Genomic DNA, 15,527 nt, shown 5'->3' on the forward strand with positions numbered 1-15,527 from the left:
CCCCCCCGCCCCCCCCCCCCACACCCACGCGGCCCCGCCCGGGGCGGCGGGGGGCGCCCGCCGGGGGGCGGCCCCCCCCCCCCCCCCGCCGGCGATGGGCGGTGGCGGCGGCTGCTGCGGTGGCGGGGGTTGCGGCTGATCCGGGGCGTCGTCGCCGGCGGCGTCGCTAACGCTTGCGCGACAGGGTGAGGCCGTCCGAGATCGCCAGCAGGACGGACTCCATGCGGGTGTCCGCCGCGACGTGCTCGTTGAACGCGTGGACGCTCGCGCCCCTGCCGCCCGGCGACGTGTCCAGGACCGTTCCGTGGAAGAGCGTGTTGTCCGTGACGATCAGCCCGCCCGGACGCAGCCGCGGCACGAGCTCCTCCCAGTAGAGGATCTGGTTCTGCTTGTCCGCGTCCACGTACGCCATGTCGATGTGCGGTTCCTCGGGCATCGCGCGGAGCGTGTCCAGGGCCGGGGCGATGCGCAGGTCGATGCGGTCGGCGACGCCCGCCGCCTCCCACGCCTCGCGGCCGTACGCCGTCCACTCCTGCGACACGTCGCAGGCGATCAGACGGCCGTCGGCGGGCAGGGCCTGGGCCATGGACAGGGCGGAGAAGCCGGTGAAGGTGCCGACCTCCACGATGTGGCGGGCGCCGGTGAGCCTGACCAGGAAAGCCAGCAGCGGCCCCTGTTCCTCCGCGGACTGCATGCCGGCCGAGTCCGGGAACTTCTCCCAGGTGGTCGCGACCAGCCCCCGCTGGACCGCGTCCAGCGGGGGGTTGTGCGCGAGGACGTACGCGTAGAGCTCGTCGGTGATCTTGGTGCTGTTGCCCTTGGTCATGCGGTCAGTGTCGCAACCGCCCGGCCGAATTCGCGGACGATCTCCTCACCGGCGAGTACCCCCGCCGTGCTCAGGGCCGTCACCGAGGCCGCCGTCCACCCGGCGTCGGCGAGTTCCCCGTGCCCGGGCCGCCAGGCCCGGTCCGCGGCGAGCAGCAGGTCGGCGTCGAGCAGGGAGTCGCCGGCGGCGAGCGTGGTGTCCGCGCCGGTGCGCCGCGCCACCTCCGCCATGGCCGCGCTCTTGGTCAGCGGACGCGGGACGGCGTAGATCTTGCGGCCCTGGAGGGAGACCGTCCAGCCGCGCGCGCCCGCCCATTCCTCCAGCGCCTTGAGCCATTCGTCGGGGACCAGCGCGCGCTCGACGACCAGGTACGCGAAGAGGTCCTCCGCCACCCGCGCCTTGCGCAGCCAGGCCGGGTCGGACACGGCCAGCAGGTGGGCGTGCACCTCCTCCACGGGGGCGCACTCCCGCGCGAGCCGCGTCGCGACCGCGCGCCTCCAGTCCCGGTCCGCCACCCCGTCCACCAGCAGCTGGCCGCCGTTGGCGCAGATCGCGTACGGGGCCGGACGGCCGGGGAAGCGGATGCGCTGGTACTGCTTGCGGGTCCGGGTGGTGGTGGGCACGAAGACCACCGCCGGGTCGGCGGTGAGCTCCGCCAGCAGCCCGGCCGCCGTCTCCGTCATGTAGGACAGCGGCTTGCTCTCGTGCACCTCGACGCACAGCAGCCGCGGGGCCTGCGGGTCGGGCATGGTCAGGCCGAGGGCGGCCGACGAGTAGATGAGCGTGCGGTCGAGGTCACTGGCTACGAGGACGGTCACGGGGCGGCCACGGCCTTTCCGTCGGCGCCGGTGGCGCCGCGCGTGTATCGGGGGTGGATGAGTCCCACGCACGTGTAGGGCAGCCCGTCGACCTCCTCGACCGGCACCCCCCGCTGCGCGGCGAGCAGGCGTACGTGTTCCAGGTCGGTGCCGGCCCCGCGCCGGGCCAGGATCTTCCACGGCACGCGGCGCAGCAGCACCCGGGTCGTCTCGCCGACGCCGGGCTTGACCAGGTTCACGTCGTGGATGCCGTACTCCTCGCTGATCCGTTCCACCGCCGCCCAGCCCACCCAGGTGGGGGTCCGGTCGGCGGCGAGGAGCTCCTTGACCTCCTCGTCCACGGCCTCGGCCACGGCGTCGAAGTGCGCGGAGACGGTGTCGACGAAGCCGGTGGAGACGTCGGCTCCGGCGAGCTCGCGGTAGAACTTCGCGCCGTGGAAGTCGTCGGGGCCGACCAGGTCGGCCCTGAGCACGGTACGCGAGACCAGTCCGGAGACGGTGGAGTTCAGGCAGGCGGAGGGGATCAGGAAGTCCTCGCGGGTGCCGTACGTCTCCACGCAGGAGCCGGGGTCGGCGAGGACGACGATCTCGGGGTTGAAGCCCTCGAAGGAGGCGAGGGCCTCGCGCAGCTCGCGCGTGATGGCGCCCTTGCCCGTCCAGCCGTCGACGAAGACCACGTCGGCCGGGTCGTGGTGGGCGGCCAGCCAGCGCAGGGCGTTGGCGTCGATGCCCCGGCCGCGCACGATCGAGACGGCGTAGTGCGGCAGGTCGAGGCCGTGCCGGGCGCGGGCCCAGCGGCGCATCAGCACCCCGACGGGCGTGCCGGCGCGGGCCAGGGAGACCAGTACGGGGGACGGGGAGCGCTCGGCGAGCACCGTCTCGGTGACGGTCCCGACCGCGCGCGCGATCCGGGCGGCGGAGGCACCGAGGGCGCTGCGGTACAGCTCCTGGTAGGCCTCGGAGGGCTGGTACTCCACCGGCAGGGACTCGGCGTAGTGGGCGCCGCCGGCCTGGATGGCCTCCTCGCGCTCCTCGGTCGGGGCCTCCAGCTCGCAGCCGGAGAGGTCCTGGAGCAGCCAGCCGACGTCCTCGGGGGCGTACGAGGAGAAGGCCGGCCCGCGCAGCGGATCGGCCAGGGCGGGCTCGGACATGATCGGCTCCTGCCGGTCGGGGGCGTGGGCGGGGGGCGTGTACGCGGGTACGACGGCCAGCAGGACCCGCCCGGTGTGCGGGGCGAGGGCCGCGAGGAGTCCGCTGTCCAGCTCGGGGGTGTCCCCGGCGGAGTCCACGACGGCGACGACGGCGTCGAAGCCGGCTCCCTTGACGTTGTAGGCGTACCGGTCGCCGGGGCCGTCGGCCGGGGCGTCGTGTGCGGGAAAGACGAGCCGGGTGCGGATGGCGTAGCCGGGGTCGTCGACGGCGAGCACGGGTGAGCGGGTCGTGGTCGAGAACCGCACCTCGGCCGCGGCCCCGGACTCCTCCAGGGCCAGCGCGAGCCGCAGCGGCGCGTACATCAGCTCCTCGTTGCCGAGTACGAGGACCCGCCCGGGGTCCTCGCCCAGCGCGTCCGCGAGCTGCCGGGCGAGGTGCGGAACCGCCGCCTCCAGCGCGCCGCGGTGGGCGGGGGTGAAGCCGTGGCGGCCGCCGTCGGGGACGCCGGCCGGCCAGTCGAGCGCGAGGCGGGTGACCGGCCGCGGGGGGAGCGCCGGGCCTGCGGTGCCCCGGCCGGTGCGTCCCGTGCCCTGCCGGCGCCGGATCCCCCCGCACATCCGGTAGGACGCCGCCTCCTGCTGCTCCACGAGGGCCTGCCCCTCGGCCAGGACCCCGTCGGGTAGGTCGACCGTGCCGGAGGCGAGGGCGATCAGGTCCACCCGGGCGCCCAGCCCGTCGGCGAAGGCGGTCAGCCGGTCGCGGTCGGCCGCCGAGCGCATGTCGACGAGGGCGACGACCACGTAGTGGCCGCGCGGATGGCGGGCGTGCAGGTCCTGGAGGGTGTTCAGGACCGTGTTGCCGGTGGAGAACTCGTCGTCGACGAGGACCAGCGGCCCGCTGCCCGCCAGCAGCCGCGGGTCCTCGGGCAGGAGCAGGTGGGAGGTGGCGTGCGAGTGCGCCTCCTCGAAGCCGCCCGCGGGCTCCACGCCCGGTACGGGCCGGCGGGTGGAGTGCAGGTAGGGGGCCGTGCCCAGGCCGTCGGCGACGCAGTGGCCGAGTCCGGTCGCGGTCTCGGCGTACCCGAGGACCACCGAGGAGGCGGCCGCCTCCTCGCCGAGCAGGGCCCTCACCCGCAGCCCGAGGCCGAATCCGGCGGCGTGCACGACCGCCGGGGACTGGGGGACGTGCTTGCCGAGCACCTGGGAGACCAGCAGGTGGGCCCGCTTGGGGTTGCGCCGCAGGGCGAGCCCGAGCAGGGAGTCCAGCGGTGGCGCGGCCGGGTCGCCGCCGTCCCGCAGGCGCACGCCCAGCCGGTCCGCGACCCAGCTTCCCGACCAGACCTCGTCGATCGTCTTCCCCTTCTCCACGAGCCGTTCCACGGGCTGTTCTTGCGCGGACCGCTCCACGCGCCGTTCCAAGGGCCGCTCTTCCGCGGACCGCTCCACAGGCTGCTCCACGGATCCCTCCACCGGCCCGCTCACACCTGGAGCCCGGCCGTGAGCAGGTCGACGAAGCCGACTTCTTCCTTCGCCACACCGAAGACCTCGGCGCGCAGCATGGTGCGCTCCGCCCAGGCCCGGTGGGGCTTCACCTCGTTCATCTTGTTCGTGTAGACGGAGCGCATGACCCCGCCGCCGCCGCGCTCGGGGCGCAGGATGTCCTGGGCGTCGCTGAACTCCTCGTGGGAGACCACCGACAGCGCGTGGACGGGCGTGACGTGCGCGGGGTGGATGCAGGTCTTGCCGAGCAGCCCGTTGGCCCGGTCGAGTTCGATCTCGCGGAGCAGCCCGTCGAGGTCGTGTTCGATCAGGGCGGTGCGCAGTTCCTCCACCCCCTCCTCCAGGAAGGGGCTGCGGCGCAGCTGGGGCTTGAAGAGGCGCTGCTGGCTGCGGAAGTACTCCCAGACGGGGCCGGTCACGGTGAAGCCGGTGCCGTCGGCGCGGCTGAGGACGTTGACCACGTCGGCGATCACGCCCGCCACGATCTGGACGTCGTAGGCGGTCATGTCGGGGGTGCGGCGCAGCCCGTACACGGAGCAGAAGTCGGTGACCCCGAGCCGCAGGGCCAGGACGCGCTCGCGGTAGCGGTTGACCGTGCGCGAGATGCCGGCGAGGGCCTCGACACGGGTCTCCAGGTGGAGGAGGTCGGGGGTCTCCAGGACGGGCATGGCGTACAGCCGGGGCAGGCCGGAGGCGGATTCGGCGTCGGCGACGGCGTCGAGGAAGGCCGTTCCGCGGCTTTCGGTGAATTTGGGCAGTACGAATCCGGCCAGGTGGCGCACCGGGCCACCGAGGCGGCGCACGAGGTCGGGTATCTGCTCGGGGGTGCGGACCCGGATGAAGAGGAGCGGGAGCCTCGCAGTGCCGGCCGGGTCGGTGTCGAGGTCCGCGAACTGCCGGACGAGGTTCTCCTCGCCGCCCAGGACGTCGGAGTCGCTGATGGAATCCTCCAGGCAGAGGACCATGGAGACGACTCCGCGGCCCGTCTGCTTGCGGATGTCGGCGGCCAGGTGCGGCCGGGTCGCGGGGCTGTAGAGGGTCGCCCCGAGAGCGGCTGCCAGGGTGCGGGCGGGAGAGGAGATCGAGAACTCGGCCGGCTCCTGGTGGAAGAGGTCCTTGCGGACGGTGGGCGATATGTGCCCGAAGTGACGCATGTACTTCCCCCGTACTGCCTCGGCGGCCCAACTGGCGTGGCCGGTAATAGTACGTACGAACAGGAGTCAAGAGTTCCTCAAGCGCATGAAGTTCCGGTAACCCTCTTGCACCATGCCCAGCTCTCGCGATCCGGACAAGGCCCTACGGGGGGCCGCATTGTCCCGGTCGCGTCCGGGAGGGCAGGATGACGGGCATGACGCACGCGATGCAGAAGGGCTCGAACGTCCCGGTGACCGCCGTGGCGGTCCGGGCGGTGCTGCGCTGGACCACCGGGACCGAGGTGCCGGACGTGGACGCCTCCGCGCTGCTCGTGGGAGCGGACGGGCGCGTGCGCTCGGACGAGGACTTCGTGTTCTACAACCAGCCCCGGCACCCCTCGGGCGCGGTCTGGCGGCTGGGCAAGAAGCAGCTGGGCGACGGGGTGACGGACGCCGTCCAGGCGGACCTGCGCGCGGTCACCCCCGTGGTGGACCGGATCCTGGTGGTGGCCTCCGCCGAGGACGTCCCCTTCCGGCGGGTCCGGGACCTGCGGATCCTCCTCTACGACGCCACCCCCGGCGGCGGCCCCGAGCCGCTGGCCTACTTCGACGTCCAGCCCGAGACCGGCGCCGAGACGGCGCTGATCTGCGGGGAGCTGTACCGCCGGGGCGAGGGGTGGAAGTTCCGCGCCCTGGGCGAGGGCTACTCGGACGGGCTCGTGGGGCTGGCCACCGACCACGGGATCTCCGTCGACGAGAACGCCCCCGAGCCCGGCGCCGACCGGGCGGCGGAGCCCGCCGGGGCCACCGGAGCACCGGGAGGCGGCTCCGGCGACGACAGGACCGCCGCCATGCGGCCGCCGGTCCCCGTGGCGCCCGCCCCGCCCACGCAGGCCCCGCCGGCCGTCCAGCCCGCCTACGGGTACCCGCAGCCGGTGTCCCCGGCCCCCGTGCCCGCTCCGGTGCCGGCCCAGGGCGGGGACCCGTCCTTCCGGCTGCCGGTGCAGGGCCCGCAGTTCATCCGCCGCTGAGCGGCACACCGCGGACGGGCGGGGCCGGTCAGGCCTTGGCGCTCTTGTAGCCCCGCCCCCACTGCAGGCCCCACCCGTACAGCCGGTCCAGCTCGGCCTGGAACCCGTAGACGAACTTGACCTCGCGGCGGACGATCAGCTCGCCCTTGACGTTCGCCAGGGAGACCACCGCGCAGGAGCGGGCCTGCGGGTGCCGCTCGTCCAGCGGGATCTCTATCCTCGGCCCGGCGGTCGGGTAGAGGGTGACCAGGGCGTGGGTCCGGTCGAAGGCCGGTGTCTGGTCGTAGATGTACACGAAGACGAGCAGCCGTTTGATCTCCTCGGCGTGGTCGAGGTTGACGTACAGCGTCTCCCCCGAGCCCGAGCCGAAGCGGTCGTCGCCGCTGAGCTTGACGAACGGCGGGTCGTTGAGGTCGCCCAGCAGGTTGCCCAGGGGCTGCACCGCGCCCCGGGTGCCGTCGGTCAGCTCGTAGAGGCAGCCCATGTCCAGGTCGACGTTGACCATGCCCTGGGTGTGCGCCTGCACCATGTCGGGCTTGAACAGTTTGAACGGGTGCCGCAGCAGCTGCCCGCTCTGCCCGGAGCGGCCTCCGATGTCGGAGGTGCGCATCCGCCAGGAGAGGTTCACGCGGAGGTTGCCGTGGACCGCCTGCTGTTTGGTGAGCGACACCGTCGGATGCCGCCTGGTCAGCTCGATCGCGTTTGACGACGCCTGGCCCGAGTCGAACCCCATGGCGCGCGCGCCCCTGATCCCGTCGAAGAACCCCATGTCCCAACCCCCCAGGTCGGTCCGTGCGTGCGCCGGATGCCGTGGATGTGCGGCGGGGCGGCCACGCGGTCCGATGGATCCGCGCGGCCGCCCCGTCGAAACCGAAACGGTTCTGTGGAAAGCGTTCCGCAATCAGGGCCGGGTCACACCCCGGCCCCGACCTCCGCGGGCTCGCCGTCGCCGCCCTCGGCGGCCAGGCGGTTGTTGCGGCGCACCGAGGACCAGAAGGACCAGGCGATGAGCACGACGCCGACGAGACCGGTGATGATCTCGTTGATCTCGTACTGGATCGTGACGAGGAGGATCACGGCGAGGGCGCCGATCGCGTAGTGCGCGCCGTGCTCCAGGTAGACGTAGTCGTCGAGGGTGCCCTGGCGGACCAGGTAGACCGTCAGCGAGCGGACGTACATGGCACCGATGCCGAGGCCGAGGGCCATGAGCACGATGTCGTTGGTGATGGCGAAGGCGCCGATGACCCCGTCGAAGGAGAAGGAGGCGTCGAGCACTTCGAGGTAGAGGAACATGAAGAACGCGGCCTTGCCGGCCATGACCACGGCCGAGACGGGCTTGCCGCTCTTCTTGGCCTCTTCCTCGGCCTCGTGTTCGGCTTCCTCCTCTTCCTCCAGCTTGTTCTCGAAGTAGCCGGAGAGGCCGCCGACGATCATGTAGGTGATCAGGCCGAGGACGCCGGAGACCAGGACGGTCTGCGCCTTGTCCACGTGGACGCCGCCGTGCTGGTGGGCGTTGGCGGCGAAGGTCATCGAGGTGATGACCAGGACGATCAGCGCAATGCACGCGGACAGCATGTCGATCTTGCCGAGCTTGGCGAGCGGACGCTCCAGCCAGGCGAGCCACTTGATGTCGCGGTCCTCGAAGATGAAGTCGAGGAAGATCATCAGAAGGAACATGCCGCCGAAGGCCGCGATGGACGGGTGAGCGTCCGTGACCAGCTGCTGGTACATGTCCTTGTCGTTCATCGCGAGATCGACGGCCTCGATGGGCCCGATCTTCGCACTGATCGCCACGATGACCACGGGGAAGACCAGGCGCATGCCGAACACGGCGATGAGGACACCGACAGTGAGGAAGATCTTCTGCCAGAAGGCATTCATCTTCTTCAGGATTCCGGCGTTGACCACCGCATTGTCGAAGGAGAGCGAGATCTCCAGGATCGACAGGATCGCCACGATCCCAAAAGCGGGCCATCCCCCGTAGAACACCGCAGCGGCCAGACCGAGCGCAGTGACTGCGAACGACCAGCCGAAGGTTTTGAGAACCACTGGCACCTCATCGTCTTGTACGGCTTTACGAAACGTTGACCCCGAAGTCTAGAGCGATGCCCCGCAGGCCCGACGCGTACCCCTGACCTACCGCACGGAACTTCCATTCCCCGCCGTACCGATAGACCTCGCCGAAGATCATCGCCGTTTCGCTGGAGGCGTCCTCGGTCAGGTCGTAGCGGGCCAGTTCCTGGTCGTCCGCCATGTTCACCACACGGATGAAGGCGTTGCTCACCTGGCCGAAGCTCTGCCGGCGGGTGTCCGCCTCGTGGATCGAGACCGGAAAGACGATCTTGTCGACCTGGGCGGGGACCTTGGTGAGGTCGATGATGATCGACTCGTCGTCGCCTTCACCCTCGCCGGTGAGGTTGTCCCCGGTGTGTTCGACGGAGCCCTCGGGGCTCTTGAGGTTGTTGTAGAAGACGAAGTACTCGTCCCCGAGCACCCGGCCGCTGTTGCACAGCAGCGCGCTGGCGTCGAGGTCGAAGTCCGCCCCCGTGGTCGAGCGCGCGTCCCATCCGAGACCGACCAGGACCCGGGTGAGGTTGGGTGCGGCCTTGGACAGGGAGACGTTGCCCCCCTTGGCGAGTGTGACGCCCATGATGTGGTCCTCCCCGGACGACGTGGTGGTGTGGCACGGCCACCTGCACATGGTGGCAAAGCCGGACCGGCGCCGTACACACAGGTGCACGGCGCCGGACGGAACAACTTCTTCGGGCTCGGCCCGGGATCGGGATCAGACGTTGACGCCGAAGTCCTGCGCGATGCCGCGCAGGCCCGAGGCGTAGCCCTGGCCGATGGCACGGAACTTCCACTCCGCGCCGTTGCGGTACAGCTCGCCGAAGACCATGGCCGTCTCGGTCGAGGCGTCCTCGGAGAGGTCGTAGCGGGCCAGCTCGCTGTTGTCGGCCTGGTTCACGACGCGGATGTAGGCGTTGCGCACCTGGCCGAAGCTCTGCTGGCGGCTCTCGGCCTCGTAGATCGACACGGGGAAGACGATCTTGGCGACATCGGCCGGGACGCCGGCGAGGTTGACCTTGATCGCCTCGTCGTCGCCCTCGCCCTCACCGGTGGTGTTGTCACCGGTGTGCTCCACCGAGCCGTCCGGGCTCTTCAGGTTGTTGAAGAACACGAAGTTCGAGTCGTTGGCGACCTTGCCCTGGTCGTTGGTCAGGATCGCGCTGGCGTCGAGGTCGAAGTCGACACCGGTGGTGGTGCGAGCGTCCCAGCCCAGACCGACGATGACCGCCGTCAGGTTAGGCGCGGCCTTGGTCAGCGAGACGTTGCCGCCCTTGCTGAGGCTGACTCCCACGGGTCCTCCATTGGTATGTGTGTGGGGCGGGAGCCCCGTCGTGCGATTGCTACCCGGATCAACGCTTCGATCCTAGTGACGGGTTCCCGCCCGCAGGCTGTTTTCCCGCGGCGGGCCCGCCCCGGGACCTCAGAGACTGTCGAGGGCCTTGATGTACTCGTTCAGGTCACGCGCGTCGGGCAGCCCGTTGACGACGCTCCAGCGCACGACGCCCTCCTTGTCGATGACGAAGGTGCCGCGGACCGCGCAGCCCTTGTCCTCGTCGAAGACGCCGTAGGCGCGGGAGGTCTCGCCGTGCGGCCAGAAGTCGGACAGCAGGGGGTAGTCCAGGCCCTCCTGCTCCGCGAAGACCCGCAGGGTCGGCACGGAGTCGTTGGACACGGCCAGGAGCTGCACGTCGTCGTTCTGGAAGCGGGGCAGCTGGTCGCGCAGCTCGCACAGCTCACCGGTGCACACGCCGGTGAAGGCGAACGGGTAGAAGAGCAGCACCACGGCCTTCTCCCCCCGGAAGTCGGAGAGCCGCACGGTGGCGCCGTGGTTGTCCTTGAGCTCGAAGTCCGGGGCCTTGTTTCCGACCTCGATCGCCATCTTTCGCATCCCTTCGTTCCTGCGTTCCCTCAGGGGGCTGTTCGGGTGAGGCCCAGCCTAGGCGGGCATCGGCGCGCGGAACGCGCACACCCCGCCGACCGCGGGTGATCCGGGTCGGCGGGGTGTGCGTCCGCTGGGGTGCGGAGTACGGCTCAGCGCTTGGCCTTGGCGGCCTTCGGCGTCACCAGCTTGGTGGAGGTCCATTCCTTGCCGACGGGCAGGCCCTTGGCAAGCGAGAGACCGGCCGTCTCGGCGGCCTCGCTGATGTCGCTGGCCTCGACGTAGCCGTCACGGCCTGTCTTGGGGGTCAGCAGCAGGATCAGTGCGCCGTCCTCGACCAGCTCGGTCGCATCGACCAGGGCGTCCGTCAGATCGCCGTCCTCGTCGCGGAACCACAACAGCACCGCGTCGGCGACGTCGTCGTAGTCCTCGTCGGCGAGCTCGCTGACGAGCTTCTCGACGGCGTCACGGAATTCCTGATCGACGTCGTCGTCGTAGCCGATCTCCTGGACCACCTGTTCGGACTGGAAACCCAGCCGGGCGGCCAGGCTCTCCGCGTGGTCCGCGGTCGCGCTCACGGGGTGCCTCCTGCTCATGTTCGGTGAATGTCTTTCGGCGGCGCGCGTACGCGCAGCATTGGGCGTAGTCCACACGGGAGCGGCGGATCGCGCAAGTACCCGGCCGCCGAGACCGTCGAAACGGTGACGATTGCGGCCGTCTCGCCGCAACTTTCAGGCTTCCCCGGTGCACCACTGGTGATTCATCCCACACCATTCCAGCTCATTCGGCATCGCATGAGGACTTTCCTACCTGTTTGAGGGACGAACGGCCTTGCGAACCCGCTGATCGTCTTGGGCGTAAGGTTGCGATTTGGCCCGACCCCCGGCCCTGCCGGGTGGACGCTCCTCCCCCGCTCCAGGTGTTACCCAGTGGTAGAGGTGAAGATTTCGGCCGGGCGTAAGACCATGGGAGGCGGCGACCCAAGGCACGACTCCCCCGACAGCGAAGGAACAGCGTGGCTTCCGCATCCGATCGCAACCCGATCATCATTGGCGGCCTGCCGAGCCAGGTCCCGGACTTCGATCCGGAGGAGACGCAGGAGTGGCTCGACTCCCTGGACGCCGCCATCGACGAGCGGGGCCGTGAACGTGCCCGCTACCTGATGCTGAGGCTGATCGAGCGGGCCCGCGAGAAGCGCGTGGCCGTGCCCGAGATGCGCAGCTCGGACTACGTCAACACGATCGCCACCAAGGACGAGCCGTTCTTCCCCGGCAACGAGGAGATCGAGCGCAAGGTCCTCAACGCCACCCGCTGGAACGCCGCCGTCATGGTCTCGCGCGCCCAGCGTCCCGGCATCGGTGTCGGCGGCCACATCGCGACCTTCGCCTCCTCCGCCTCCCTCTACGACGTGGGCTTCAACCACTTCTTCCGGGGCAAGGACGAGGGCGACGGCGGCGACCAGATCTTCTTCCAGGGCCACGCCTCGCCCGGCATCTACGCCCGCGCCTACCTCCTGGACCGGCTCTCCGAGCAGCAGCTCGACGCGTTCCGGCAGGAGAAGTCGAAGGCCCCGTACGGGCTGTCCAGCTACCCGCACCCGCGGCTGATGCCGGACTTCTGGGAGTTCCCGACCGTCTCGATGGGCCTCGGCCCCCTCGGCGCGATCTACCAGGCGCGGATGAACCGGTACATGGAGGCGCGCGGGATCGCCGACACCTCCAAGTCACACGTCTGGGCGTACCTCGGCGACGGCGAGATGGACGAGCCGGAGTCGCTGGGCCAGCTGTCCATCGCCGCGCGCGAGGGCCTGGACAACCTGACCTTCGTGGTGAACTGCAACCTCCAGCGCCTCGACGGCCCGGTGCGCGGCAACGGAAAGATCATCCAGGAGCTGGAGTCGCAGTTCCGCGGGGCCGGCTGGAACGTCATCAAGCTGATCTGGGACCGCTCCTGGGACCCGCTGCTGGCCCAGGACCGCGACGGCATCCTGGTCAACAAGATGAACGCCACCCCGGACGGGCAGTTCCAGACGTACGCCACCGAGTCCGGCTCCTACGTCCGCGAGCACTTCTTCGGCGGCGACCAGCGGCTGCGCGCGATGGTCGAGAACATGACGGACCAGCAGATCCAGCACCTGGGCCGCGGCGGTCACGACCACAAGAAGGTCTACGCGGCCTACGCGGCGGCCAAGGCCCACAAGGGCCAGCCGACGGTGATCCTGGCGCAGACGGTCAAGGGCTGGACGCTGGGCCCGAACTTCGAGGGCCGCAACGCCACGCACCAGATGAAGAAGCTGACGGTCGACGACCTCAAGCGCTTCCGCGACCGCCTGCACATCCCGGTCACCGACGCGCAGCTGGAGGGCGGCGCCCCGCCGTACTACCACCCGGGCCGCAACTCGCCCGAGATCCAGTACATGCACGACCGCCGCAGCGCGCTGGGCGGCTACGTGCCCACCCGCGTGGTGCGCGCCAAGCCGCTGCAGCTGCCGGACGACACGACGTACGCGGCCGCCAGGAAGGGCTCGGGCCACCAGTCGATCGCCACCACCATGGCGTTCGTCCGCATCCTGAAGGACCTGATGCGGGACAAGGAGATCGGCAGGCGCTTCGTGCTGATCGCCCCCGACGAGTACCGCACCTTCGGCATGGACGCGTTCTTCCCGAGCGCCAAGATCTACAACCCGCTGGGCCAGCAGTACGAGGCGGTCGACCGCGACCTGCTGCTCGCGTACAAGGAGTCCCCGACCGGCCAGATGCTGCACGACGGCATCTCGGAGGCGGGCTGCACGGCCTCGCTGATCGCCGCGGGTTCGGCGTACGCGACGCACGGCGAGCCGCTGATCCCGGTCTACGTCTTCTACTCGATGTTCGGTTTCCAGCGCACGGGTGATCAGTTCTGGCAGATGGCCGACCAGCTGGCGCGCGGTTTCGTCCTCGGCGCGACCGCCGGCCGGACCACCCTCACGGGTGAGGGCCTCCAGCACGCCGACGGTCACTCCCAGCTGCTGGCGTCGACCAACCCGGGCTGCGTGGCGTACGACCCGGCCTACGGCTACGAGATCGCACACATCGTCAAGGACGGTCTGCGGCGGATGTACGGCCCCGACGCCGAGGACGTCTTCTACTACCTGACGGTCTACAACGAGCCGATCCAGCACCCGGCCGAGCCGGCCGACGTGGACGTGGACGGCATCCTCAAGGGCATCCACCGGGTCTCGACGGGCACGGCCGGCACGATCGGGGCGCAGATCCTGGCCTCGGGCGTCGCGGTGCCGTGGGCGCTGGAGGCGCAGCGGATCCTGGCGGCCGACTGGAACGTGCGGGCGGACGTCTGGTCGGCGACCTCCTGGAACGAGCTGCGCCGCGAGGCCGTCGAGGTCGACGAGCACAACCTGCTCCACCCGGAGGAGGAGCAGCGCGTCCCGTACGTGACGCGGAAGCTGTCGGGCGCGGAGGGGCCGTTCGTGGCGGTCTCGGACTGGATGCGCTCGGTGCCGGACCAGATCGCGCGCTGGATCCCGGGGGCGTACACCTCTCTGGGCGCGGACGGCTTCGGTTTCGCCGACACGCGCGGCGCGGCGCGGCGCTTCTTCCACATCGACGCCCAGTCGGTGGTCCTGGCGACGCTCACCGAGCTGGCCCGTGAGGGGAAGATCGACCGCTCGGTGCTGAAGCAGGCGATCGACCGGTACCAGCTGCTGGACGTCACGGCGGCCGATCCCGGCGCGGCGGGCGGCGACGCGTAGCCCTGACCGGGGCGTAGCGGTCACTCGGGCGAGGGGGCGCCGGGACACCTGTCCCGGCGCCCCTTACCCGTTCTTTACGATGCTGGGCATGAAACAACCCTCCCGCCAGGCGCGGTGGGAGCGCCGTACGCAGGTCCCGCTGCTGGTGCTCGCCGTGGCCTTCGCCGTCGCCTACGCCGTGCCGATCGTGGCCCCCGACGCGGGCGAGGGGGTGCACCGGGCCTGTACCCACGCGGAGTGGGTGGTGTGGGCGGCGTTCGCGGTGGACTACATGGTGCGGCTGGGACTGGCGGCGGACCGGCGGGTGTTCGTACGGACGCACTGGCTGGACCTGGCCGCGGTGGTGCTGCCGCTGGTGCAGCCGCTGCGGCTGCTGCGGCTGGTCGCGACGCTGATGCTGGTGGGCCGGCGGGCCCGGATGGCCCCGCAGGTGCGGCTGACGACGTACGTGGCCGGGGCCGTGGTGGGACTGCTGATGTTCGGCTCGCTGGCGGTGCTGAGCGTGGAGCGGGACGCCCCCCAGGGGAACATCAAGAACCTGGGCGACGCGGTGTGGTGGTCCTTCACCACCATGACGACGGTCGGGTACGGGGACCACTCCCCCACCACGGGCCTCGGCCGGCTGGTGGCGGTGGGGCTGATGCTGTCCGGGATCGCCCTGCTCGGTGTGGTGACGGCGAACATCGCCGCCTGGTTCATCGCCCGTTTCGAGCGGGACGACCAGGTGGAGCGGCTGCAGCTGGCGGTCCTGCGCGAGCTGCAGGACGAGGTGCGGGCGCTGCGGGACGAGGTCTCCCGGCTGGGCGGCGCCCCGGGCCCGATGCCCGCCCAGGCCGCCGCCGGCGCTTCCCCTTGCCCCTCCTGCGCCGATCCGGCGGGGGTTACGTCTCCCACACCTTGAACGCCCTGACCTGGTACGGCGACTGGGGCAGCAGGACCCCGTCGCCCGGGTAGGTCTGGAACTCGCCGGTCTCCGCGCACACGTCCGACTGGTACGTGGTCACCGGGCGCCCGGTCCGGTTGATGAGCGACTGGTAGTTCCCGGCGGGCAGCGCGGTGCAGCTGTTGATGGAGAGGGTGCTGAGGTCGTAGATCTGCTTGGCGCCCTTGAAGTCCGGCTTGGCCCACAGGCACAGCTCCCCCGTGGCGCAGGACGGCGCGGCCGCCGCGTGGGCGCCCGTGGCGGTGCCGGGGACGAAGGCGGTGGCGGCCAGGAGGGCGGCCGCGAGGGTGGTGGCGCGAGCGGTGGTCCACGTACGCATGACGGAATCGTCTCCTTGTTGACGGCCGGGCCCCGGACGGTTTCCGAAGGCTCCGTGGCACCACGCTGACCTGCGACGACGGTCGAGCGGAAGGGGCTCGGGCCGGGTC

General features: G+C 70.8%; 14 protein-coding genes. 3 read left to right on the forward strand and 11 right to left on the reverse strand.

All coding sequences use genetic code 11. From position 1 onward, the window contains the following. Window positions 1–166: 166 nt before the first annotated feature. From ACEPPI_RS01715 to ACEPPI_RS01730, 4 genes are all read right to left on the reverse strand, one after another. The gene (locus tag ACEPPI_RS01715; protein WP_373913468.1) at window positions 167–826 is read right to left on the reverse strand and encodes an O-methyltransferase; all 660 of its coding nucleotides are present in this window, start codon (window positions 824–826) and stop codon (window positions 167–169) included. Then, complete coding sequence (locus ACEPPI_RS01720; protein ID WP_373913469.1) at window positions 823–1,644, reverse strand: HAD family hydrolase; 822 nt, start codon at window positions 1,642–1,644, stop codon at window positions 823–825. The genes ACEPPI_RS01715 and ACEPPI_RS01720 overlap by 4 nt, the downstream gene beginning before the upstream one ends. Next, window positions 1,641–4,145 (reverse strand): phosphoribosyltransferase, encoded by a 2,505-nt coding sequence (locus ACEPPI_RS01725; RefSeq protein WP_373913584.1) that lies wholly within the window; start codon window positions 4,143–4,145, stop codon window positions 1,641–1,643. Before ACEPPI_RS01725 ends, ACEPPI_RS01720 begins: the two co-directional genes overlap by 4 nt. 128 nt (window positions 4,146–4,273) lie before the next feature. Beyond that, window positions 4,274–5,449: an HpcH/HpaI aldolase/citrate lyase family protein gene (locus ACEPPI_RS01730; RefSeq protein ID WP_373913470.1), complete on the reverse strand. Its 1,176-nt coding sequence runs from the start codon at window positions 5,447–5,449 to the stop codon at window positions 4,274–4,276. A 194-nt stretch (window positions 5,450–5,643) separates the two neighbouring features. Between ACEPPI_RS01730 and ACEPPI_RS01735 the strand changes: the two genes are divergently transcribed. Further along, entirely contained in the window at window positions 5,644–6,459 is an 816-nt protein-coding gene (locus tag ACEPPI_RS01735) for a TerD family protein (RefSeq protein WP_373913471.1), read from the forward strand. A gap of 28 nt (window positions 6,460–6,487) precedes the next feature. On the opposite strand, the gene ACEPPI_RS01740 is transcribed toward ACEPPI_RS01735, so the two are convergent. From ACEPPI_RS01740 to ACEPPI_RS01765, 6 genes are all read right to left on the reverse strand, one after another. After that, a complete protein-coding gene (locus tag ACEPPI_RS01740; protein WP_285536182.1) occupies window positions 6,488–7,228 on the reverse strand; it encodes a Tellurium resistance in 741 nt (246 codons plus the stop codon). A 143-nt stretch (window positions 7,229–7,371) separates the two neighbouring features. Beyond that, window positions 7,372–8,508, reverse strand: a complete 1,137-nt coding sequence (locus ACEPPI_RS01745; RefSeq protein ID WP_373913472.1) for a DUF475 domain-containing protein — start codon at window positions 8,506–8,508, stop codon at window positions 7,372–7,374. Between the two features lie 25 nt (window positions 8,509–8,533). Next, window positions 8,534–9,109: a TerD family protein gene (locus ACEPPI_RS01750; RefSeq protein WP_030227215.1), complete on the reverse strand. Its 576-nt coding sequence runs from the start codon at window positions 9,107–9,109 to the stop codon at window positions 8,534–8,536. Between the two features lie 135 nt (window positions 9,110–9,244). Then, complete coding sequence (locus tag ACEPPI_RS01755; protein ID WP_030160471.1) at window positions 9,245–9,820, reverse strand: TerD family protein; 576 nt, start codon at window positions 9,818–9,820, stop codon at window positions 9,245–9,247. Between the two features lie 129 nt (window positions 9,821–9,949). Beyond that, window positions 9,950–10,408, reverse strand: a complete 459-nt coding sequence (locus tag ACEPPI_RS01760; RefSeq protein ID WP_266838846.1) for a peroxiredoxin — start codon at window positions 10,406–10,408, stop codon at window positions 9,950–9,952. 152 nt (window positions 10,409–10,560) lie between these two features. Beyond that, entirely contained in the window at window positions 10,561–10,986 is a 426-nt protein-coding gene (locus ACEPPI_RS01765; RefSeq protein ID WP_030009300.1) for a DUF3052 domain-containing protein, read from the reverse strand. A 437-nt stretch (window positions 10,987–11,423) separates the two neighbouring features. Here ACEPPI_RS01765 and aceE point away from each other — a divergent pair, with 437 nt between their 5' ends. Both aceE and ACEPPI_RS01775 read left to right on the forward strand, forming a co-directional pair. Then, the gene (aceE, locus tag ACEPPI_RS01770) at window positions 11,424–14,156 is read left to right on the forward strand and encodes a pyruvate dehydrogenase (acetyl-transferring), homodimeric type (protein ID WP_373913473.1); all 2,733 of its coding nucleotides are present in this window, start codon (window positions 11,424–11,426) and stop codon (window positions 14,154–14,156) included. Between the two features lie 88 nt (window positions 14,157–14,244). After that, the gene (locus ACEPPI_RS01775) at window positions 14,245–15,057 is read left to right on the forward strand and encodes a potassium channel family protein (protein ID WP_373913474.1); all 813 of its coding nucleotides are present in this window, start codon (window positions 14,245–14,247) and stop codon (window positions 15,055–15,057) included. Here the strand turns inward: ACEPPI_RS01775 and ACEPPI_RS01780 are convergent. After that, a complete protein-coding gene (locus ACEPPI_RS01780) occupies window positions 15,038–15,418 on the reverse strand; it encodes a peptidase inhibitor family I36 protein (protein ID WP_373913475.1) in 381 nt (126 codons plus the stop codon). The genes ACEPPI_RS01775 and ACEPPI_RS01780 overlap by 20 nt on opposite strands. Between the last annotated feature and the right edge of the window lie 109 nt (window positions 15,419–15,527).

The sequence above is a fragment of the Streptomyces sp. AB3(2024) genome (assembly GCF_041862025.1).
GTDB lineage: Bacteria > Actinomycetota > Actinomycetes > Streptomycetales > Streptomycetaceae > Streptomyces.

Excerpts from the sequence above, each read along its gene's own strand:
- ACEPPI_RS01730 (WP_373913470.1), bottom strand. The coding sequence starts at position 5,449 with ATGCGTCACTTCGGGCACATATCGCCCACCGTCCGCAAGGACCTCTTC.
- ACEPPI_RS01740 (WP_285536182.1), bottom strand. The coding sequence starts at position 7,228 with ATGGGGTTCTTCGACGGGATCAGGGGCGCGCGCGCCATGGGGTTCGAC.
- ACEPPI_RS01780 (WP_373913475.1), bottom strand. The coding sequence starts at position 15,418 with ATGCGTACGTGGACCACCGCTCGCGCCACCACCCTCGCGGCCGCCCTC.
- ACEPPI_RS01775 (WP_373913474.1), top strand. The coding sequence starts at position 14,245 with ATGAAACAACCCTCCCGCCAGGCGCGGTGGGAGCGCCGTACGCAGGTC.
- ACEPPI_RS01715 (WP_373913468.1), bottom strand. The coding sequence starts at position 826 with ATGACCAAGGGCAACAGCACCAAGATCACCGACGAGCTCTACGCGTAC.
- ACEPPI_RS01735 (WP_373913471.1), top strand. The coding sequence starts at position 5,644 with ATGACGCACGCGATGCAGAAGGGCTCGAACGTCCCGGTGACCGCCGTG.
- ACEPPI_RS01750 (WP_030227215.1), bottom strand. The coding sequence starts at position 9,109 with ATGGGCGTCACACTCGCCAAGGGGGGCAACGTCTCCCTGTCCAAGGCC.
- ACEPPI_RS01760 (WP_266838846.1), bottom strand. The coding sequence starts at position 10,408 with ATGGCGATCGAGGTCGGAAACAAGGCCCCGGACTTCGAGCTCAAGGAC.